Raw genomic sequence first — 20388 nt, 5'->3', positions numbered from 1 at the left:
TCCCATTCCGAACCCGGAAGCTAAGACCCACAGCGCCGATGGTACTGCACCCGGGAGGGTGTGGGAGAGTAGGACACCGCCGGACATCATTTGAGAAGAGCCCCGACCTATATGGTCGGGGCTCTTTGCATTTAACAGTTCTGATTAACCCACGTGTGTGCCTTCTGCCCCCGGTAGAGTTGGTGGTCATGGAAAACCTCTTCAGCCATCCCGAGTCGGATCCCGAGCCGTCCCAGCAGGACAATGATGCGCTGGAGCCGCTCATCATTACAGTCGTTGTCCCCACGAACGTCTCACACGCCTTCCAAGGATTCACGGATCACCCGCATCTTTGGTGGCCGCTGGAACGAGAGAGTGTGTTCGGCGAGGGATCACATGTTGAGTTCGAAGAGAACCTGATCCTCGAAACGGCCGAGGACGGCCGTACCTCCGTGTGGGGAACCATCGACGATTGGCAACCGCCGTTGTCCTTCCACGCCAGCTGGTACCCGGCAAGTACGCCCCTCTGGTCCACCGAGATCCGTGTAGCATTCCGGGCCGTGGAGGAGGGCACTGAAGTTCGCTTGGTCCACGACGGTTGGGAGGGCGCGGAAGACCCCGCAGCCTCGCGCGCGTCATACGCCGAAGGTTGGCCCCGTGTCCTGGAACGCTACGTGAGATTCATGGGCGGAGCAGTTGCCTAGGCTCCGCAGGCTCCACGCGAACGATTGGCCCCTGTTGAGGGCCGTCCGGCTGGAGATGCTCACAGACACGCCCATGGCCTACGTGGAAAGCCTGGATGCTGCGCGTCGGCAAACAGACACCCAATGGCAGGAACGTGCTGCCGCGATGTCCGGCGATGCCAGTATCACCCTGGTTGCCGATGGCGGCGAAGACGGCAGCAGATTCTGCGGCCTGATGCGCGTGGTGCTCAAACACCCCCAGGGCCCGGAGAAGCCGCTGCAGGCTATGCTGATCAGCGTTTATGTCGCACCCGAGCATCGAGGGCTGGGACTTGCCGACGAACTCCTGAACGCGGCGTGCAAGGCTGCAGCGGAAGAACTGGCAGCGGAAAGCATTGAGCTTGGGGTGCATGAGAACAACTCAAGGGCGCTTGCGTTCTACAGGCGTCACGGATTCGAAACCACGGGTGCCAGCCGGCCTTATCCGCAGGACACGTCAAAGCTGGAGCTCGTGATGGAACGGCGGCTGCCCTAGGAATGTCCTAGGAACGTCCTAGGATGTGCCGGGTTTGGGCACAGCAGTACTTGTCCGCACCACCAGCTTGGTGGGGTGCTCCGTGTCTGCTGGTTCCAGAACCAGACCGTTGTTGATGGCACCCAGCAGGGTCCGGACAGCCAACGCCCCCTGTCCCTTGGCGTCCTGATCGATGGTGGTTAGGCCAAGGACATTGCCCAGGTCATGCCCGTCGATTCCCATGACGGAGAGATCGTCGGGGATGCGCAGGCCGAAGTCCCTGGCGGCAAGGATGGTGCCAATGGCCATTTCATCCGACGCTGCGAAAACGGCTGTGGGGCGTTCAGGTGCGCTGGCCAGCAGTTGCCTCGCGGCCGCGTATGCGCCTTCTATGGTGAAGTCCGCGGAAACGATCCATTCCGGCCTGACCGGGCAGCCGGCGTCGTTCATTGCTTTTTCAAAACCGCTGCGGCGGGTTCCCGGAAGGTGGAAGTCTTGGTCATAGGCTTCGTGGCCGGTGATGTGCGCTATCTTGGTGTGCCCCAGACCCAGTAAGTGATTGGTGGCTTTCAGGGCGATCCCTGAGTCGTCGATCCTGATGGTGGACGCTCCCGGCAAGGGACCGCCGATACCCACAATAGGGCGGTGCACGGCGTGTAGCTGCTCGATTTCGTCTTCGCTAAGTTCCAGGGATACCGCAATGACGGCATCCACCCGCTTGCGGAGCAGGAAGTCGCTGAAGACGCTCTGCCGGTGCGCGGGGTTTTCACCGATGTTGTATAGGGTGAGGTCGTAGCCGGCCTCGAGCAAGGCGGCGGAGGCGCCTTCGATCACCGCTGAGAAGAACCAGCGGTGGACCGAGGGCACCACCAAGCCGACGTTGTGCGTGCGCCCGGAGGCCAGGCTCGACGCGTGGTAGGAAAGCACGAATCCCAACTCGGCAGCTGCGGCACGGGCGCGTTCCCGGCTTGTTGGGGAAACGTTGCCTTTCCCGCTCAGCGCCCGTGAGACCGTGGCAACGGACAGCCCTGCTCGCTCGGCTACGTCCTTGATGCCGGTCATGCTGCTCCTTGGGGGGAAGGTTAGCTGGCTGTGAGCCAGATTGTCTCCCCCGAGCCTAGTAGATCAATGCCTGGTAGATCAGCGCCTGATGGATCGCTGCCTTCATCAGCGGAGCTCCGCAGGATGGTTTCCCCTGCAGGAAGCGGCATCGCCTCAGCCCCGACGTTCATGATCACCAGGGTGTTGCCGTTGAGGTAGGCCAGCGAGGCCTCGCTACAGTAGTCCTCCACCCAGGCGAGGGAGCCTTCGCCGAGCCGGTGCGTAGCCCGGAGGGCGAGCATCCGGCGGTACAGGTTAAGGTGCGACGCCGGATCTGACTCTTGCTTGTCCCTCGCCAGTGCGGGCCAGGACTCGGGCTGGGGCAGCCAGGGGTCCATGCCGCTGCCGAACCCGGAGTGAGGTTCGGACGAACGCCAAGGAAGCGGCACGCGGCAGCCATCACGGCCGATGCGGGCTCCGTCGGTGCGGGCGAACGTGGGGTCTTGGCGCATGCTCCCGGGGATGCTCGAGGAGTCGGGTAGGCCCAGCTCTTCGCCTTGGTAGAGGTACGCGCCGCCGGGGAGTCCGAGCATGAACATGGTGGCTGCGGCAGCGCGTCGTCGTCCGAGTTCTTCGTTGGGCTGCACGTCATCAGGCCCAATGCCGTCACCGTCGCGGGGCCCTGGTCCGTCGTAGCCGAAGCGGGAAACGTGCCTTACCACATCGTGGTTGGACAACACCCAGGTGCTCGGGGCACCCACGGCGTCCAGCGAGACCAGCGAGTCGGTGATGATGTGGCGGAGGCGGTTCACATCCAGCCCTGCGTGCAGGTAGGGGAAGTTGAAGGCCTGGTGCATTTCGTCGGGACGTACCCACTGTGCCAGCCGGGGGAGCGGGTCCACGTTGGCTTCGGCGCACAGGATGCGGTCCGGTCCGTACGCTTCCAGGATCGAGCGCCAGCGGCGATAGATATCGTGCAGGGCGGGCTGGCCGAACATCGGAGCATGATGGCCCGGGAAACCGTCGGTGCTGTTGCCGTCTGCACGCCCACCCCAGTTGGGGAGGCCGGCCGCCTTGACCAGCGCGTGGGCAACGTCCACCCGGAAGCCGGAGATGCCGCGGTCCAGCCAGAAGCGGAGAACGCGTTCAAACTCAGCATGAACGGCAGGGTTGTCCCAGTTGAAGTCCGGCTGTGAGGAGTCGAAGAGGTGCAGGAACCACTGGCCGGGCTGACCGTTGGGTTCGATGATGCGTGTCCATGCCGGGCCGCCGAAGTGCGATTGCCAGTTGTTGGGTGGCTCGTTGCCGTCAGTTCCTTGGCCGTCCCGGAAAATGAACATGTCCCGTTCCGCACTGTTTGCGCCCGCCCTAAGTGCTGCCTGGAAGGCGACGTGCTGGTCAGAACAATGGTTGGGGACGAGGTCCGCGATGACCCGCAGGTTGAGCCTGTTGGCCTCTGCGATGAGGGCGTCGAAGTCGGTCAGGGTGCCGAACAGGGGATCGACGTCGCAGTAATCGCTGACGTCATATCCTGCGTCCCGCTGGGGTGAGCGATAGAAGGGGGACAGCCACACGGCGTCCACCCCCAACGCCGCCAGCTGCGGCAATTCGGCAGTGATGCCCGCCAGGTCTCCTACGCCATCACCATTGAGGTCCCGGAAAGAGCGGGGATAAATCTGGTAGATCACAGCGGAACGCCACCATCCGTGCGCCATCGAGGCGTCGTGGACCGGGGTCAGATGCGTGAAAACAGTAGTGGGCTCGGGGCTCGCAACCGAGAGCAATGAATCAACGGACATGAACACATCGTAGAAGAGAAATCCCAGAGTTGTAAACGTTTCCAGTCCTAAGGGTGCTGTCTTTGCGCGATTTGGGAGGGCAGGGCTTTCCAAATATGCTGCAAGCCCTGTAGTGTGTGGAAGCGCTTGCAGTTGTGAGCCATATCACCGGCGATGCGACGGGCCTTAAGCCCTTGCCGTCGAAGCAAAAAGAAGGAAAGGGACACCAATGAAGGTGCACAATACCCTCGCGACTCAGACCACCCGGCGCGTTTTCGCCACCGGGGCGCTCTCCGTGGCCGCAGCCCTGGCACTGAGCGCCTGCGGTGGAAGCGCCTCCACCGCGCCAAGCTCGGAAGCCGCAAAACCGGACCTCAAGGCCGCAGGAGCCGGTGTCATCACCATGTGGGTGGACGCCGAACGTTCCCCGGCGTTGAAGGACATTACGGAGAAGTTCAAGTCCGATACCGGCATTGAGGTGAAGCTCGTGGTCAAGGACTTTGCCGCCGTGCGCGACGACTTCATCACGCAGGTGCCCACAGGCCAGGGGCCGGACTTGATCGTCGGACCCCACGACTGGATTGGAAAGTTTGTTCAGAATGGTGTGATCGCACCCGTCGAACTGGGCGACAAAGCCGGACAGTTCCAGGATTCCTCCATCAAGGCCATGACCTACAACGGCGCTGTCTACGGTGTCCCGTATGCCATAGAAAACATCGCGCTGCTGCGCAACACCAGCATCGTGGACAGCAAAGCTGCCACGTTGGACGAAGTAGTGGCCAACGGCAAGAAGGCCGTGGCAGACGGCAAAGCCACTTTCCCGTTCCTGGTGGGCATGGACCCGAAGCAGGGCGACCCATACCACTTGTACCCTCTGCAGTCCTCCATGGGCTCACAGGTCTTCGGTAAGAACGCCGACGGCGAATATGACGCCAAGCAGCTGCTCATCGGTGACGCTGCCGGCGTCGAATTCGCCAAGAAGCTGGCCGCCTGGGGCGATGCCGGCGAGAAGATCATCAACTCCAACATCACGGGTGACATTGCCAAGGAGAAGTTCCTGGCCGGCGAATCCCCGTACTTCGTGACGGGCCCGTGGAACGTTCCGGACGTCCAGAAGAAGGGCATCAAGTTCTCCGTGGATGAGCTGCCTACCGCCGGCGGCGAGCCCGCCCAGCCGTTCATCGGCGTCAACGGCTTCTTCATCAGCGCCAAGAGTGCCAATGCCTTGGCCACCAACGAGTTCGTCACCAACTACCTCACCTCCGAGTCGGCGCAGGATTCGATGTATGCAGCAGGAGGACGGCCTCCGGCCCTCAAGGCGTCGTTCGACAAGGCCGCCAGCGATCCCGTGGTGGAGGCGTTCGGCAAGATCGGTGCCACCGGCGTTCCCATGCCGGCCATCCCGGAAATGAGCGCGGTGTGGGCTGACTGGGGTGCTACCGAACTGGCCATCATCAAGGGCCAGGGCGACCCGGCGGAGGCCTGGACCAAGATGGCCGACAGCATCAAGTCCAAGATCGGCGGCTAACACCACAACCGGATAACTCCACCGGTCTGCCCCGGGCCGGGCGGCACTCCACCGCCCGGCCCTGCTTGCCGCCAACCGCTTCACCCAAGGATCCACAATGCCAAAACCAGATCTCCGCGAACAGCCCTCAAGTCAAGGCCAAGCGGCCCCGGCTGAGGCTGCCAGCAGCGCCGGCCGTCCAGCCAAGCCCGGCCGTCCAGCCAAACCCGCACGCCATCCGGATTCCCTCAAGGGCACCATTCTCAAGGTTGTCCTGCTGGGACTTGTGGACGCCTTCGCGGTGTACGTCCTGATGATGCTTTTCCTCAGCCAATCGTGGGCGGCACTGGCGGTGTCGTCGCTAGTGGTTCTGGCCATTAACTGGATCTACCTCCGCAAGGGCGGGCTCCCGGCCAAATACCTGGCTCCCGGTGTGCTGTTCCTCCTGGTGTTCCAAGTCCTGGTGGTGGTGTTCAGCGGCTACATCGCTTTTACCAACTACGGCGACGGGCACAACAGCACTAAGGACGATGCCATTTCTGCCATCCAGCTGACAGCGCAGAAACGTGTCCCGGATTCGCCTGCTTACAAGGCATCAGTGCTCACCAAGGACAACGAGTTCTATCTGCTGTTCACCGATCCGGCGGGGAGGGCGCAACTCGGCAGTAGCGAAGATCCGCTCGCCGAGGCCCCGGACGCAGGCAAAGACTCAACGGGCAAGGCCAACTCCTTGCCGGGCTACCAGACGCTGAAGTTCCAGGAGATCGTGGCCAACCAGCAGGAGATCCTGAAGATCACGGTCCCGGTTTCGGACGATCCCGCCGATGGAACGTTGCGCACAGCAGACGGCAGCACGGCTTACCAGTTCAAACCGGCGCTCAAGTACGACGCCGCCACGGATACCTTCGTGGACACCGAAACCGGCACGGAATACCGCGACAACGGCAAAGGCGCCTTTGCTGATCCTAACGGAGAGGCCTTGGCCACCGGCTGGAAAATCGATGTGGGAATGGACAACTTCGTCCGGGCCTTCACGGACCCCAGCCTTCGCGGACCGCTGGTGGGCGTGATCCTCTGGACGTTCACCTTCTCCATTGCGTCCGTCGCCCTCACATTTGTGATGGGCCTCTTCCTGGCAATGACCTTCAACCGTGAGGACCTTCGGGGTAAGAAGGCGTACCGGATCCTGATGATCCTGCCCTACGCTTTCCCCGCTTTCCTGTCCGGCTTGGTGTGGTCCGGAATTCTCAACCCCGAGTTCGGCTGGCTGAACCAAACATTGCTCGGTGGCGCGAACATCGGCTGGCTTACGGACCCCGTCCTGGCCAAGATCAGCGTGCTGGTAGTCAATGTGTGGCTTGGGTTCCCCTACATGTTCCTGGTCTGCACCGGCGCCTTGCAGTCGCTGCCGTCCGAAATCGACGAGGCAGCCCGCATGGATGGGGCCTCAGCTTGGCGGGTGTTCCGTTCCATCAAGTTGCCCCTGCTGCTGGTGTCAGTGGCACCACTGCTGATCTCCTCCTTCGCCTTCAACTTCAACAACTTCAACGTCATCTACATGCTCACCGGCGGTGGGCCGCGCTTCGCGGACACTGACCGCGACATCGGTTCCACCGACATCCTCATCACGCTGGTGTACAAAGTGGCGTTCGGCCAAGGCACGGGCCGCGACTACGGCCTGGCCAGCGCGCTCGCGATCATCATCTTCATCATCGTGGCCACCATTTCGGCCATCAGCTTCAAGCAGACCAAAGCACTCGAGGACGTGAACTGATGAGCGTAGGCACATTCGCCTCCAGCAAGGAAACAACGTTCGACGGCGGCCCGTCGCCGCTAGCCCAAAAGCGCCGTCCTTTCGGGGTCTGGTTCAAGGACAAAGGCTGGCGGCATGTGGTGGGCATCATCACCACCATTTTCGCCGTGTTCCCGCTCCTCTATGTGCTCTCCGCTGCCCTGGATTCCAATGGCACGCTTGTGGGTTCCAACGGACTGTTTTCCAGGTTCGACACCGGCAACTTCGTGGCGCTCTTCAGCGACCCCACCCGACCTTTCGGACGGTGGTTCGTCAACACTCTGGTGGTAGGTACGGTAACGTCAGCCGCTACCGTTTTCCTCGGCGCCATGGCCGCGTACGCATTTTCCCGCATGCGCTTCAAAGGCCGCCGGATGGGTCTCTTGACCCTCCTCCTGCTGCAGATGTTCCCGCAACTGTTGGCCGTCGTCGCGATCTTCCTGCTCCTCAGCGGGATCTCGCAGGTAATTCCGGCCTTGGGGCTGGGCAGCCAGCTGGGCCTCATCATGGTCTATCTCGGCGGAGCGCTGGGTGTGAACACCTACCTTATGTACGGGTTCTTCAACACAGTTCCGCAGTCACTGGATGAGGCCGCCAAGATCGACGGCGCCAGCCACGTGCAGATCTTCTTCGGCATCATCCTGCGCCTGGTCACGCCCATTCTGGCGGTTGTGGGTCTTTTGGCCTTCATCGGCATTTCCAGCGAGTTCGTCATCGCCAGCGTGGTGCTGACCGATCCGGACAGCCAGACACTCGCCGTCGGGCTTTACTCCTACGTGGCCCAGCAGCGTTCCGAGAACTGGGGTGTCTTCGCGGCCGGGGCCGTGATCGCCGCGATCCCGGTCATGGCACTGTTCCTCTTCCTCCAGAAATACATCGTCAGCGGACTTACCGCCGGCTCAGTGAAAGGCTGACCATGCCAATCGCCCTTCCGCACCACGACGGCTCGAGTCTCTTCGTATCCAACACCGAATCCGGGTCAGTGTCCCTGGGCGATACCGTACGCCTCCGGGTCCGCGTACCGCAGGGCTGGGGTCCGGCGTCGAAAGTTTGGGTCCGTTCGGTCCAGGACGGTGAGCCCCGCTACGACGCAGCCATCCGGCTACGCTCCGCGGATGGCTGGGATTGGTGGGAAGGGGCGATGCTCGTGGCGAATCCGGTGGCTAAGTACCGCTTCCTGCTGGAAGTCACTCAAACGCACGACGTCGGTGCTGCCGCCAGCGCAGCGATGGGCAGCACCATCGGACGGAGCTACTGGAACCTCAACGCCCAGGGACTGTTCCGACGGGACGTGTCCGATGCCGCGGACTTCAGGCTGACGGCGTTTGCCCCGGCTCCGGAATGGCTGCACAAGGGCACCATGTACCAGGTATTCCCGGACAGGTTCGCGCGTTCGGTCCAGGCCGGCAACCATCCCACACCTGATTGGGCCATTGAGTGTTCCTGGGACACCCCGGTAGCGGGGACGGGTGAGTTGGCCTCCACGCAGTTCTATGGCGGAGACTTGCCGGGAATCACAGGCAAGTTGGACCACCTGCAGGAACTGGGCGTGGACCTCCTCTATCTGACACCGTTCTTCCCGGCGCGATCGAACCACCGCTACGACGCATCAACGTTCGATTCCGTGGACCCGCTCCTGGGCGGGGACCAGGCTTTGGTGGACTTGGTTGAAGCCGCGCACGCGCGCGGGATCAAAGTGATGGGGGACCTCACGGCGAACCACACCGGCGCCGCGCACGAGTGGTTCGTCAAAGCGCTCGCGGATCCCGGTTCGGAGGAGGCCGGCTATTACTATTTCAGTGCCGACCATTCCAGCTACGAATCATGGTGGGGTGTCCCGTCCCTGCCCAAGTTGAACTGGTCCTCGGACGCCCTCCGCCGGCGCTTCGTGGCCGACGAGGATTCAGTGGTGGCCCGCTGGCTGAAGCCGCCGTTCAACCTGGATGGATGGAGGATCGACGTCGGCAACATGACCGGACGCCTTGGATCCGTGGATCTCAACCATGAAGTAGCCCGGCTCATCGCCCACCGGGTCCGTGAGATCAACCCGGACGCCGCCCTCCTGGCGGAGTCCACTTCCGACGCAGCCCCCGATGTCACCGGCGAACACTGGCAGGGCGCCATGACATGCTCCAACCTCACCCGCCCCTTGTGGTCCTGGCTCGCGAAAGACGCGCCCAACGTCAACTTCTTCGGCTCGCCCCAGTCCGGGCCCAACAGGATCTCCGCCGAAGATTTCCTCGCGACGCATCAGGACCTCGCAGCGGGATTTAGCTGGGGTGTGCGACAAAACAACATGAATGCCCTCAATACGCACGACACAGCGCGTGCGGCAACCGTAATGGTCGACGGCGGTCCGGAAGCGGGTGCGGTGCTCACGTTCTGCTTGCCGGGACTTCCGGTGATGTTTGCCGGCGATGAGTTTGGATTCGAAGGTTTCAACGGCGAGGACTCCAGGACTCCCATGCCGTGGGCTGAGGGGGGATTGGAAGGTAAGCCGGCTTCTGTGGTCAAGCATCGCGTGGTCAAGGACCTGCGATCCGTCTACGCAAGCCTTGCGCGGCTCCGCAGGGAACTGCCCGCGCTGACTGAGGGCGGCGTGCGATGGCTGCACGCACAAGGCGACGCCATGATCTTTGTCCGGGAAACCATGGAGTCGTCAGTGCTGGTCTTCGTCTCAAGGGACGCTGCCGATGTGGTCCTCGACGATTCGGTTCTCAGCGACGCGCAGCTTGAGGCCTTGCTCTTGCCGCCACTGCACCACTCCGGAACGGTGGCAACGGCAACTGCCGGTCCATCCGGCGTCGAAAGTGTTCGTCTATGCTCGGAAGGTATTTCTGCAGGAATCTGGGTGATCTCCGGAACCTCGCTGCCCCTGCACTAGAGGGCGCCCGATGCCATGCCGGTGCTGGCTAGACTGGCAAGGAAAAGACTGCGAAGACTGCCGGTTTGGCGTGTCCGCGGTGCTCATGTGGAGGGAAAGCCTTGTCGGACGAAACAGCCATCGCCGGAACATCAGGGGAAAGCATCAAGGAACGTACGGTGGGCCGGGGGGAAGCAACCCAACCACGTGCCATCCCGGGGACTTTCGTGGAGGAGCTTGCAGCTGGACTTGGGGCCGGGCAAGTGGCGGACGATGAAGAAACCCTTACCGCGTACTCGGTGGACCAAGGACCACTGCTGGAAAGGCACCTGCCCCGCGCTGTGGTGTGGGCTGAGTCAGTGGAAGACGTACAACACATTGTTCGCCGCTGCGCCGCCCATCAAGTGCCGATCGTTCCCCGGGGAGCCGGAACCGGCGTCTCCGGAGGGGCACACGCCACACAAGGCTGCATCATCCTGAGCCTGGAACGGATGAACCGCATCCTGGACCTCAACCCCGACGACGAGACCGCCGTCGTCGAACCCGGCGTCATCAACGCGGAACTGAACGCTGCCGCGGCCAATCACGGTCTGATGTACGCGCCCGACCCGGCGAGTTACAAGATGTCCACCATCGGGGGCAACGTGGCCACCAACGCCGGAGGACTGCGCTGCGCCAAATACGGCGTAACACGCGATTCCGTGCTGGCCTTGGACGTTGTCATGGCCGACGGCTCACTGATGCACACCGGCCATCAGACTTTCAAAGGCGTGGCAGGCTATGACCTCACCGCGCTGCTCGTTGGGTCTGAAGGGACGCTGGGAATCGTGGTGGGCGTGACCGTCCGCTTGAAGTACCTGCCTCGCGAGGTGCACACCATCGCGGCCTTCTACCAGGACTTCCGAAGCGCCGCCGCCGGAGTCCTCGCCGTGGGCAGGGCCAGGGTACAGCCCGCCATCATGGAGCTCCTGGACAACGGCACCTTGGTGCAGCTTGACGAACTCCACGGCGGCGACCTCCAAAAACGCGGCAAATCCTTGCTTCTGATCCAGACCGACGGCTTTGGTGCCGCAGCGGAGGCCGACGTCGTCCGGCAGGTCCTTGCTGACGGCGGCGCCATAGTGACCACGGAAGTCAGCGCCGAAGCCGAAATGTTGGTGGAAATGCGACGCAACAGCCGCGGTGTCGAAGTGGACGACGAATTCAGGGTTGGAGAAGACATCGCCGTCCCGCGTTCGCGACTAGTAGATTTCGTCGCCGAACTCGAAGCAATGGCAGCCCGGTTCCAGGTCCGCCTTAAAGTAGTGGCCCACGCCGGCGACGGCAACCTGCACCCCACCTTCTGGATGGACAGGGTGGACCCGGCCACAGACGCGGAGGCTTTGAAGAGGTTGAATGCGGCCTTGGACGAATCAATCCGCGTGGGACTCGACATGGGCGGCACCATCACCGGTGAGCACGGTGTTGGCCAATACAAGCTGCGATGGCTCGGCCTGGAGCAGCCCGAGCCCGTGCGGGAGCTGCAACGGCGGATCAAAGAACTGTTCGACCCGCAGGGGATTCTGAACCCAGGGAAGGCTATCTAGGGTCTTTGCCTTTGAGCCGGCGCGCAGGGCCGCAACGCCCTGCGCGCTCGCCATAGGTGGGCGACCTGTGACGCTCTATCACCTCCCGCGTGTTTGAGCGTGACGCTCTATCACCTCCGTCAGCCCTTGCGGTTCACCCTTGGCGCTCCTTGGTATTCCAAAAATGATGAGGTATGCGCTTTACGTCATCTTAGTTGGCAGAATTTGTAGGATTTACTTTCCACGTATCAGCTCTTAGTCTTACTTGGTATACCAAAGTGGCTATGAGGGGAATGACGTGCGTGTGAAGCGGGTGGCTGGGGCGGGATTAAACCCTAGGTTGATGACTGGCCTGGTGCTGCTCGCACTTGTTGTGGTGTCAGTTAACCTTCGACCGGCCATTACGACCGTCGCCGGGGTCATGAACCAGATCCCGATAGTTTTCAACCTGGACCCCACGCTGCTGCCGTTGTTGGGGACTTTGCCCGTGCTGGCGTTTGGTATTTCCGGCCCCATCGGGCCTTGGCTGGCTAGGCGATTCGGCACCGGGCGGGCTGTGGCTCTTGCCTTGCTGGTTCTCGCTGCGGCGCTGGTGGTTCGGGCGACCGTGCCGGCACTCCTGCTGCCGGGCACATTCCTGGCCGGCATGGCGATCATGAGCGCGAGTGTCCTGGTGCCCCAGATCGTCAAAGCAAACCGCGGCACCGGCTGGTGGACAGGACTGTGCACCATGGGATTCGGGCTCGGAGCGGCACTTGGGGCGGGACTGGTCCAACCACTGGAGCACGCCTTCGGCGGCAACCTGCCATCGGCACTGGCTGTGTGGGCTGTCCCAGCGCTGTTGGGAGCCTTCCTGATCCACCGTTCCGGAGGACGGTCGACGGCGGCAGAGAGTTCAGCGCGTGAAGCCGGGGCCGCGGCGGTTTCGCCGCTGACGCAGGACCCGCCGTCGTCCTCTGTCTTACCGGCGCCCGTCAACCCGGCGGAAGTCACGCCGCTGCGCAAGCAGCGCACAGCCTGGGCTGTGACGGCGTTCTTTGGATTGCAGGCCATGCTCTACTTTGCGATCACGTCATGGCTGGCTGTTTACCTCGTCTCCAAAGGGCTGTCATCGGCCGACGCTGCTGCGTTGCTGGCCTGGTTCAGCCTTGCCGGGCTCCCCGCAAGCCTGCTGGCTCCTGTGCTGGCCGGTCGTCCTGCCATTCTGCGGATCATGGCACCCGGCCTCGGACTGGCCGTGGCCCTCGCGCTTTTGGGAGTCCTCACGGCGCCAGCGGGTCTGCAGTTCGTCATGGTGGGGATCCTGGGAGTCGTCCAGAGTGCAGGCTTTGGCCTTGCCATGGCGTTGGTGGTGATCCGTTCGTTCGGTCCGCAGACAGCGGGAAAGCTCTCGGCCATGAGCCAAGGGCTGGGGTTCGCCCTTGCCTCGCTCGGCCCACTCGTGGCCGGACTCCTCCATACCTGGACAGGAGGTTGGGAAGTTACGTTCTGGGCGCTCGCGGCCGAAGCGGTGATTCTGGCTGCTGCAGGCTTCCTGGCGATCCGTGGCCCCGTAGTCAACGTTGAGCCCGTGAGCCGAAATTCATCCCCCAACGGACTATTCACTCTCGCACGCGGGGGTGAATAGTCCGTTAGACGGTGTTCGGCCACTGTCGGCGAGCTATGCTCCGGCGTATCCTCGGCGATATGACGAACTCACCATCAGGGACTCAACAGCCGGAAACACCCGCCACGGAAATCCTGGAAACCAACGAATGCTGGGAGCTCCTCCGTGGCGTCTCGGTGGGCCGGCTTGCCGTGTGGGTGGACAATCACCCGGACATCTTTCCGGTGAATTACAAAGTGGATCACGGGACCATGGTGTTCCGGACGGGCGAAGGCACCAAACTTCACGCAGCCCTGGGCGACGCGCCCGTGGCCATCGAAGCCGACGGCGTCAACGCCGAAACAGGGGTGGCTTGGAGCGTGGTGGTCAAGGGCCAAGCGTCGGCCGTGAACCTGACGCAGGACGTGCTGGATACCATCGGACTCCTGCTGTTCCCGTGGGAAGCCGGCCAGAAGGACCAGTTCATCCGTATCACGCCCAGCGAGGTGACGGGCCGTCGCTTCAAGGTAACGCCTCCTGTGACGTGGTGGTCGCCTCTGGATGACGCGCCCACGGCGCGAGGCGAGTAGCCCTCAGACCAGCTCCAACTGGTCAGCCACCACCTTGCCGGCGTGGATGACGGTCCGGTCTTTACCACGGTCCATCACTGTGGAAGCCACAGTTTCGCCATCCACCAGCAACAGTTCCGCAGGATCGCCAACCTCGACGCCGGGACGATGGGCCGTGTCCCTCAGCCTGGTAGCGCTGGGGTCAAGGATGCTCGCACCACCGATCGTGGCGATGGCCAAGCAGTGCTCGATCAGCTCGTCCTTGCGGAAACCGTGGGTGAAGGCAAGCTGCCAGGTGCGGTCCAGCATGTCCGTGTTGCCGTATGGGGACCAGTAGTCACGTTGGCCGTCCTCGCCCAAGCCCAAACGAACGCCGGCTTCGGCGAGCAGGGGGATGGGAAGTTGGCCTGCAGCAGACGGAGCAACCGAGGCCAAGGACACGTCCAGTTCCGCGAAGGCATTAATGAGCCTGCGCGTTGTGGCCTCATTAACGCTGCCCAATTGGTAGGCGTGGGACATGGTTACCTTTCCCTGCATCCCCAGCGCCCGGGTGCGCTCGAGCACCAAGTCGGTGCTGAAAACGCCCAATTCGCCGGGCTCGTGGAGGTGGATGTCGATGGGAACCTGGTACTTCTCTGCCAGGCCAAACACGATGTCCAGGTGCTTGGCCGGATCGCGGTCAAGAGTGCAGGGATCGATGCCACCCATGACGTTGGCACCGGCTCTCAGCGCCTCCTCCATGAGCTCCACCGTCCCCTCCTCCAGCAACAATCCAGCCTGGGGGAAAGCGATGATGTCCACGGAAGCCTGGCCCGCGAATTTCTCCTTGGCGGCAGCAACGGCGTCGAAACGCTCAAGCCTGCAGTCCACGTCAACCTGCGCGTAGGAGCGGACCCGGGTGGTACCCCGGGCGATCATCCGGCCCAGGGTGTCGTTCACGCGATTCTGCAGGGGGACTTCCGCGTTGCGCCAGTTTTGACGATCGTTCATCATCATGGTCCACACGCCCGGACCTCCGGTGTGCTCCCGGAACGGAAGGCCGATGCGGGTGGAATCAAGGTGAACGTGGACGTCCGAGAAGGACGGGAGCAGCAAACGTCCGCGGCCATCCACCACCGTAACGCCATCTGGAAGCACACGGGCCGGATCATGCGGTTCGACGGCGACGATCTTGCCGCCTGCTTCGCCCGCCACCAGGGTGACGTCGCTGAGCGCTTGCCCCCAGGGGCGGACGGCGCGGATCAGGGTATTCAATGGGTTACTCCTTCGATAGTGAATCTATAGCCTGCTTCTATTGCACGCCCGCCAGCACCGTCGCGGCTCTTCGATAAGATGCGCAACGCCTACACCGTCCGGGACGCCCGGAACCGTGGGGCGGATGAGCTGTTTCCTCCCGTGTATGCTCGGTTGGAACGCTGACCGGCGCCGTCCGGCACAGGGAGCGGACGCTGGCATGAAGGGAAGTTTGACAGTGGCTGAGGCGATGCCGGAAACCGGAAATGGCCGCGATGAAGAGGCCCGGGCGGAAAACGTCTACCAGCTGGTGTTGGAGGGCATCGTCACGGGCACATACGCGCAAGGTATGCGTTTGCGGGAACGCGAACTCTCCGAGCTCTACAACGTCTCCCGCATTCCCGTGCGCGAAGCCATCCAGCGGCTGGAGCAGGACGGATTCGTCGCGACCTTCCCGCGCCGCGGTGCCGTGGTGCGCCAACTGACCTTGACCGACGTCAACGAACTCTTCGACGTTCGCCTCTGCCTGGAGACGTTCGCCGCGCGGATGGCTGCCGCACGTGTCGCCGAGGGCAGCGACGGCGGCCGGCTGGAAGAACTTATGGAGGCCTCCAATGCAGCCATCGACGACGAACGCACCGACGACGTCGCCGTGATCAGCGCCGAGCTCCACGCCGAGATCGTGCGCCTCTCGGGGAACAGGCTGCTGATTGAATCCGTGAAACCGCTGTTCGGACGGATGCGTTGGATCTTCGGGCTGGCGCACAATCGCAGCAACGAGCTCCAGCGCGATGAACACACGGAACTTTGCAACGCGATCCTGAAGGGCAAGCCGGACCTGGCCTATTCGCTGGCGTACTCGCACATCGAACTGGGCCGCGAACCAGTCCTGGCCGGCCTCGCCGAGACCCTGGAGCCGTAGCTAGTCGTCGGCGTCCGGGTACTCATCCACTTCGTCGTACCGACCCGATTCCTCCACCTCTACCTCAAGGATCTTGAGCAGCTCCGTGTCCGGGTTCAGCATGATGGCAGCCTCATCACGGCGGTGCTGCAGCACCGTGTCCAGGTAGGACTGAACGGTCTCGGCCAAGGGGACATACCTGTCCTGCTTCTGGCTCATGTACCAGCGGTGCTCCAGAACTTCGTGCACTACTTCCGCGGGCTCCAGCTTCCCGGCCAAGTGCCGGGGAATGGAACGCACAATGGGCTCGAAGATCTGGCTGACCCAGATGTGGGCGCTGATTTCCTCGTCCAGGTCCGGGTTGTTGTCCGCACGGAACTGGTCCATGTCATTGAGGAGCCTGCGTGCTTGGTTCTCCTGGGCGTCCAGTCCGGTAAGGCGTAGCAAGCGGCGCTGGTGGTGACCGGCGTCGACGACTTTGGGCTGAAGTTGGATGGTGGAGCCGTCCGCCGTGGTCTTGATGGCATATTCCTCCACGTCGAAGCCGAGCTCGTTGAGTCGCCGGATGCGGGCACCCACCCGCCACCGTTCGCCGAGCTCGAAGGACTCCTTCTCCGTCAGCTCGGTCCAGAGTCGACGATAGCTGTCCATGATCAGCTCACTGGTGGCCACCGGGTCCACCTTTTCCTCGATGAGCCCGCCATCCAGCAGGTCCATCAGTTCACCGGCGATGTTGACGCGGGCGATTTCGAGGTCGTATTCCCGCTGGCCCATGGACAGGTCCGGGTAGAGCTCGCCCGTTTCGGCGTCCACCAGGTAAGCCGCAAAGGCGCCGGCATCACGGCGGAACAACGTGTTGGAGAGCGAAACGTCACCCCAGTAGAAGCCGATGAGGTGCAACCGCACCAGCAGCAACGCCTGCGCATCAATGAGTCGGGTGAGGGTGTCCTTGCGGAGCATCTGCGAGAACAGCGCACGGTACGGCATTGAGAACTTCAGGTGCCGCGTAACCAGTACCGGATTCAGCGGCCTGCCCTCGGCGGTGGTCCTGCCCGTAATGACAGCTACCGGCTCAACACAGGGGACGTCCAGCCGGGCCAGTTTACGCAGCATGTGGTATTCGTGGCGGGCAACGTGCTCCGAGGTTTCCTTGATGGCGATGACCGAGCCACCCAAGTGCGCGAAGCGGACGATGTGCCGGGAGATGCCGCGCGGGAGGGCGGCGAGGTTCTCGGCAGGCCAGTCTTCCAAGGCGATGTGCCACGGGAGGTCCAGCAGCTCCGGATCCGCAGCGGCTGCGGTGATGTTCAGGGATCCTATGACACTCGCCGGTGGTGCGGTGTCCTGCGCACTTGCCGCTTCAGTCCTGGGGAGCTTTCCGATCTGCCCGTAGTCGGTGGGTTCGTCGTGCCACTGGGCTTCGTTTTGCTCGCTCATGCCTCAATTGTTCCGTACTTGGGAGGAAAGGACGTCGCCGCTTCGGGGATCGTCCATGGGGACCTTGCTGACCACTCGACGTCGGGCGCTTCCTGGAAGACGACGCCCTGCCTGGTGAGTCGCTCTGCCAAGGCGCCGAGTCGTCGTCGGAAGTCTCCGGCGTTCCGAACCTCCTGACTGGACCAGGCAACCTCGGCCAGGGAAACCGCCCTCGGATAAAGGAGCCATTGGGCTTGCAGGTTGTCACGGACTGTTTCAGTCCACAGGGGACCTTCGACGCCAAGGATGTGGTGGTCTTTTAGCCCGCCTTGGGCAGGATCCCAGTTGTAGTACTCCGCCCAGGTGAACGGTCCGCCTTCCACCCATTCGAGGCCGATTGGCGAGTCCGGAGCGTACTTTTGGTCCAGGTATGTGTTGGCGGCCGGCGACATGATCACGGGTGAACCACCGGCCTCTGCCTGATGGACCACCGGAGCAAGGTCGCCGTGCCAGTACTGGACCACGGCACCCTCGGGCAGCTCACCCGCGGCGTACTCGTTCCAGCCCACTACTGTTTTACCCGTCTGGGCGGCAATGTTGGCAAACTCCTGAACCATGGTCACGTAGTTCTCATGACCGGTCACCAGGGCTTCGTCGCCACCAATGTGGAGATATGGGCCGATCGTGATGGAAGCGAGCTGGCCGAGGACCTCGCGTACGAACTCATACGTCGCTGGCAAGTCTGCTGTGAGAGTTGACCAGCCCACGTCCGACGTGGTGCTCATGGGCTTGGCTTGGCCGTCGGGACTGAGCTGCGGAATGGCGGCGAGGGCAGCATTGACGTGTCCCGGGAGGTCGATCTCAGGCACCACCAGGACGTTCTTGCCAGCGGCATAGGCCTGGATGTCTTTGAAGTCCTGCTGCGTATAAAACCCCTCGCGGCCCCGCACAGGCGTGGCCGTGGGGACCTCAACAGCGCCTCTGCCGCCCACCTCGGTGAGATTTGCGTAGGGCATTGCGGAGGGGTTGGCCGCAGACCCGGGATCGTGGATCTCGATCCGCCACGCTTGATCGTCAGTAAGGTGCAAGTGCAGGGCGTTCAGCTTGAACTGCGTCATAACGTCGATCTGCTCCTTCACCTCCTCCACGGTGAAGAAGCTGCGGGCAACGTCCAGCATTAGCCCGCGGTACGCGAATCGCGGGGCGTCCGCAATCTCGACGGCGGGAATCACCCAGGTGTGTTCGCCTGAGTCGGCGCCGTCAACGGCCCGCTCGTTCCTTGCGCCATCAATGGCCGCCGGAAAGAGCTGGCGAAGCGTCTGGATTCCGTTGAAAAGTCCCGCGGCAGTGGAGGCCATAAGCCTGACCCCGCCCTCGGTGACGCTGATCGCGTAAGCTTCCGCGCCGCCGTCGAACGCTTCCACCAACTCCAGTGTGATGTCACCCGGGCGGGTTTCCTCAGCTATGGGCAAATCAAAACCGGTGCCGCGGCGCAGCACCGAGGCGAGCTGCTCAGCCACCGGCAGTGCTTGGTGGGGAGTGGCGATCCGTGCTGTGGATGCGAGCGTGAAAGCCTGGTCATCCAGGAGTGCCACGTGCGAAGGCCGTGGGATCAGGTTATCTGTGGTGTTCATGCCGTTCTTTCCGGGAGAAAGTTAAAGCGAGAGCGGCCCGACCGGGAGGGGTCGGGCCGCTATCACACTGCGGAACGTACAGACGCGTTAGCGCCGGGGTACCGGTAGGAACTAGTCACCCAGGCGGAGGCCCGTCTTCGTGTCGAACAGGTGCACGTGGCCGGACTGCGGACGAACGAAGATGGACTCGCCCTTCATCGGGGGGCGACGACCGTCGACGCGGGCAACGATGTCGTGGCTCTTGCCATCCAGGATGGTGTGGCCGTAGACGTAGGCATCGGCGCCGAGTTCTTCGACGACGTCAACTTCAACCTGGAGGCCTTCGCCGTTGCCGACAGTCTCGAGGTCTTCCGGGCGGGAACCGACGGTGACGGTCTGGCCGTGGGCTTCTTCGAGGACGTCGCGCGGCACGGGGTAAACCGTTCCGCCGAACTGGACGCCGCCGTCCACCACAGGAAGTTCGAGCAGGTTCATGGCCGGGGAGCCGATGAAGCCTGCAACGAAGACGTTCTGCGGGCGGTCGTAGAGGTTGCGCGGGGTGTCGACCTGCTGCAGCAGGCCGTCCTTAAGGACTGCAACACGGTCACCCATGGTCATTGCTTCGACCTGGTCGTGCGTCACGTAAACCGTGGTGACGCCGAGGCGACGGGTCAGGGATGCGATCTGCGTACGGGTCTGGACGCGAAGCTTGGCGTCAAGGTTGGAAAGCGGCTCATCCATGAGGAAGACCTGCGGGTTACGGACGATTGCGCGGCCCATGGCAACACGCTGGCGCTGACCACCGGAGAGTGCCTTCGGCTTACGGTCCAGGTACTGCTCAAGGTCAAGAAGCTTGGCGGCTTCGCGGACACGCTCGGCACGCTCTTCCTTGGAGACGCCGGCGATCTTGAGTGCGAAGCCCATGTTGTCCGCAACGGTCATGTGCGGGTACAGGGCGTAGTTCTGGAAGACCATCGCGATGTCGCGGTCCTTCGGCGGGACGTCCGTGACGTCGCGGTCGCCAATCAGGATGCGGCCTGCGTTGACGTCCTCAAGGCCTGCGAGCATGCGCAGCGAGGTGGACTTACCGCAACCGGAGGGCCCAACGAGGACCAGGAATTCGCCATCGGCGATGTCGATGTTGAGCTTATCGACGGCGGGCTTATCTGTGCCCGGGTACAGACGCGTAGCGTTATCAAAAGTAACTGTAGCCACAGTTATCAATCCCTTCACCGGCAGGTACGTGCCGGACGATCCGTTGTGAATGGTTCATTTTCTTCAGTTGAACTCCCCGGCCAATGGCCGGGGAGGATCGTGTGACGCCGCACGGTACTGTGCGTCACATCACA

16 protein-coding genes and 1 rRNA gene are annotated in these 20388 nt (G+C 62.8%); 11 read left to right on the top strand and 6 right to left on the bottom strand.

Translation table 11 applies throughout. The features are described from left to right. From rrf to A477_RS0115905, 3 genes are all read left to right on the top strand, one after another. Positions 1-85, top strand: a 5S ribosomal RNA gene (gene rrf, locus A477_RS22780); the annotation flags it as partial. Positions 86-188: 103 nt separating this feature from the next. Next, positions 189-683: an SRPBCC domain-containing protein gene (locus A477_RS0115910; RefSeq protein ID WP_026005689.1), complete on the top strand. Its 495-nt coding sequence runs from the start codon at positions 189-191 to the stop codon at positions 681-683. After that, on the top strand, positions 676-1197 hold the full coding sequence (locus A477_RS0115905; protein ID WP_083848055.1) for a GNAT family N-acetyltransferase: 522 nt from the start codon (positions 676-678) through the stop codon (positions 1195-1197). Before A477_RS0115910 ends, A477_RS0115905 begins: the two co-directional genes overlap by 8 nt. 18 nt (positions 1198-1215) lie before the next feature. Here A477_RS0115905 and A477_RS0115900 read toward each other — a convergent pair whose 3' ends face one another. Together A477_RS0115900 and A477_RS0115895 are read right to left on the bottom strand one after the other, a co-directional pair. Continuing rightward, a complete protein-coding gene (locus tag A477_RS0115900; RefSeq protein WP_017199934.1) occupies positions 1216-2238 on the bottom strand; it encodes a LacI family DNA-binding transcriptional regulator in 1023 nt (340 codons plus the stop codon). Positions 2239-2258: 20 nt separating this feature from the next. After that, the gene (locus tag A477_RS0115895; RefSeq protein WP_237715812.1) at positions 2259-4016 is read right to left on the bottom strand and encodes a glycoside hydrolase family 13 protein; all 1758 of its coding nucleotides are present in this window, start codon (positions 4014-4016) and stop codon (positions 2259-2261) included. A 208-nt stretch (positions 4017-4224) separates the two neighbouring features. Between A477_RS0115895 and A477_RS0115890 the strand changes: the two genes are divergently transcribed. The 7 genes from A477_RS0115890 (at position 4225) to A477_RS0115860 (ending at position 13897) form a co-directional block, all read left to right on the top strand. Beyond that, entirely contained in the window at positions 4225-5523 is a 1299-nt protein-coding gene (locus A477_RS0115890; protein WP_017199932.1) for a sugar ABC transporter substrate-binding protein, read from the top strand. Positions 5524-5620: 97 nt separating this feature from the next. Continuing rightward, positions 5621-7276, top strand: a complete 1656-nt coding sequence (locus A477_RS0115885; protein WP_017199931.1) for an ABC transporter permease subunit — start codon at positions 5621-5623, stop codon at positions 7274-7276. Further along, a complete protein-coding gene (locus A477_RS0115880) occupies positions 7276-8208 on the top strand; it encodes a sugar ABC transporter permease (RefSeq protein WP_017199930.1) in 933 nt (310 codons plus the stop codon). Before A477_RS0115885 ends, A477_RS0115880 begins: the two co-directional genes overlap by 1 nt. A 2-nt stretch (positions 8209-8210) precedes the next feature. Further along, entirely contained in the window at positions 8211-10178 is a 1968-nt protein-coding gene (locus A477_RS0115875; protein ID WP_017199929.1) for a glycoside hydrolase family 13 protein, read from the top strand. 101 nt (positions 10179-10279) lie between these two features. Then, positions 10280-11743 (top strand): FAD-binding oxidoreductase, encoded by a 1464-nt coding sequence (locus A477_RS0115870; protein WP_017199928.1) that lies wholly within the window; start codon positions 10280-10282, stop codon positions 11741-11743. Positions 11744-12065: 322 nt separating this feature from the next. Next, positions 12066-13349: an MFS transporter gene (locus A477_RS0115865; protein WP_017199927.1), complete on the top strand. Its 1284-nt coding sequence runs from the start codon at positions 12066-12068 to the stop codon at positions 13347-13349. Between the two features lie 35 nt (positions 13350-13384). Further along, positions 13385-13897, top strand: coding sequence for a pyridoxamine 5'-phosphate oxidase family protein (locus A477_RS0115860; RefSeq protein WP_017199926.1), 513 nt, complete (start codon positions 13385-13387; stop codon positions 13895-13897). 3 nt (positions 13898-13900) lie between these two features. Here A477_RS0115860 and A477_RS0115855 read toward each other — a convergent pair whose 3' ends face one another. After that, on the bottom strand, positions 13901-15130 hold the full coding sequence (locus A477_RS0115855) for an amidohydrolase family protein (RefSeq protein WP_017199925.1): 1230 nt from the start codon (positions 15128-15130) through the stop codon (positions 13901-13903). A 199-nt stretch (positions 15131-15329) separates the two neighbouring features. Between A477_RS0115855 and A477_RS0115850 the strand changes: the two genes are divergently transcribed. Further along, positions 15330-16031: a GntR family transcriptional regulator gene (locus A477_RS0115850; RefSeq protein ID WP_237715810.1), complete on the top strand. Its 702-nt coding sequence runs from the start codon at positions 15330-15332 to the stop codon at positions 16029-16031. Here A477_RS0115850 and A477_RS0115845 read toward each other — a convergent pair whose 3' ends face one another. From A477_RS0115845 to A477_RS0115835, 3 genes are all read right to left on the bottom strand, one after another. After that, a complete protein-coding gene (locus A477_RS0115845) occupies positions 16032-17447 on the bottom strand; it encodes a DUF4032 domain-containing protein (RefSeq protein WP_017199923.1) in 1416 nt (471 codons plus the stop codon). It abuts the gene before it with no gap. Beyond that, positions 17444-19060, bottom strand: coding sequence for a beta-N-acetylhexosaminidase (locus A477_RS0115840; RefSeq protein WP_017199922.1), 1617 nt, complete (start codon positions 19058-19060; stop codon positions 17444-17446). Before A477_RS0115840 ends, A477_RS0115845 begins: the two co-directional genes overlap by 4 nt. A gap of 111 nt (positions 19061-19171) precedes the next feature. Then, positions 19172-20254 (bottom strand): ABC transporter ATP-binding protein, encoded by a 1083-nt coding sequence (locus A477_RS0115835; protein ID WP_017199921.1) that lies wholly within the window; start codon positions 20252-20254, stop codon positions 19172-19174. Positions 20255-20388: the final 134 nt, after the last annotated feature.

This window comes from Arthrobacter sp. M2012083, from assembly GCF_000281065.1.
Taxonomy (GTDB): Bacteria; Actinomycetota; Actinomycetes; order Actinomycetales; family Micrococcaceae; genus Arthrobacter.
This window is presented reverse-complemented; position numbering and strand designations above follow the sequence as displayed.

What these genes read in the sequence shown, in the direction of transcription:
- A477_RS0115910 (WP_026005689.1), top strand. Translation starts at nt 189, where the DNA reads ATGGAAAACCTCTTCAGCCATCCCGAGTCGGATCCCGAGCCGTCCCAG.
- A477_RS0115900 (WP_017199934.1), bottom strand. Translation starts at nt 2,238, where the DNA reads ATGACCGGCATCAAGGACGTAGCCGAGCGAGCAGGGCTGTCCGTTGCC.
- A477_RS0115895 (WP_237715812.1), bottom strand. Translation starts at nt 4,016, where the DNA reads ATGTCCGTTGATTCATTGCTCTCGGTTGCGAGCCCCGAGCCCACTACT.
- A477_RS0115890 (WP_017199932.1), top strand. Translation starts at nt 4,225, where the DNA reads ATGAAGGTGCACAATACCCTCGCGACTCAGACCACCCGGCGCGTTTTC.
- A477_RS0115885 (WP_017199931.1), top strand. Translation starts at nt 5,621, where the DNA reads ATGCCAAAACCAGATCTCCGCGAACAGCCCTCAAGTCAAGGCCAAGCG.
- A477_RS0115880 (WP_017199930.1), top strand. Translation starts at nt 7,276, where the DNA reads ATGAGCGTAGGCACATTCGCCTCCAGCAAGGAAACAACGTTCGACGGC.
- A477_RS0115875 (WP_017199929.1), top strand. Translation starts at nt 8,211, where the DNA reads ATGCCAATCGCCCTTCCGCACCACGACGGCTCGAGTCTCTTCGTATCC.
- A477_RS0115865 (WP_017199927.1), top strand. Translation starts at nt 12,066, where the DNA reads ATGACTGGCCTGGTGCTGCTCGCACTTGTTGTGGTGTCAGTTAACCTT.
- A477_RS0115860 (WP_017199926.1), top strand. Translation starts at nt 13,385, where the DNA reads ATGCTCCGGCGTATCCTCGGCGATATGACGAACTCACCATCAGGGACT.
- A477_RS0115850 (WP_237715810.1), top strand. Translation starts at nt 15,330, where the DNA reads ATGAAGGGAAGTTTGACAGTGGCTGAGGCGATGCCGGAAACCGGAAAT.
- A477_RS0115845 (WP_017199923.1), bottom strand. Translation starts at nt 17,447, where the DNA reads ATGAGCGAGCAAAACGAAGCCCAGTGGCACGACGAACCCACCGACTAC.
- A477_RS0115840 (WP_017199922.1), bottom strand. Translation starts at nt 19,060, where the DNA reads ATGAACACCACAGATAACCTGATCCCACGGCCTTCGCACGTGGCACTC.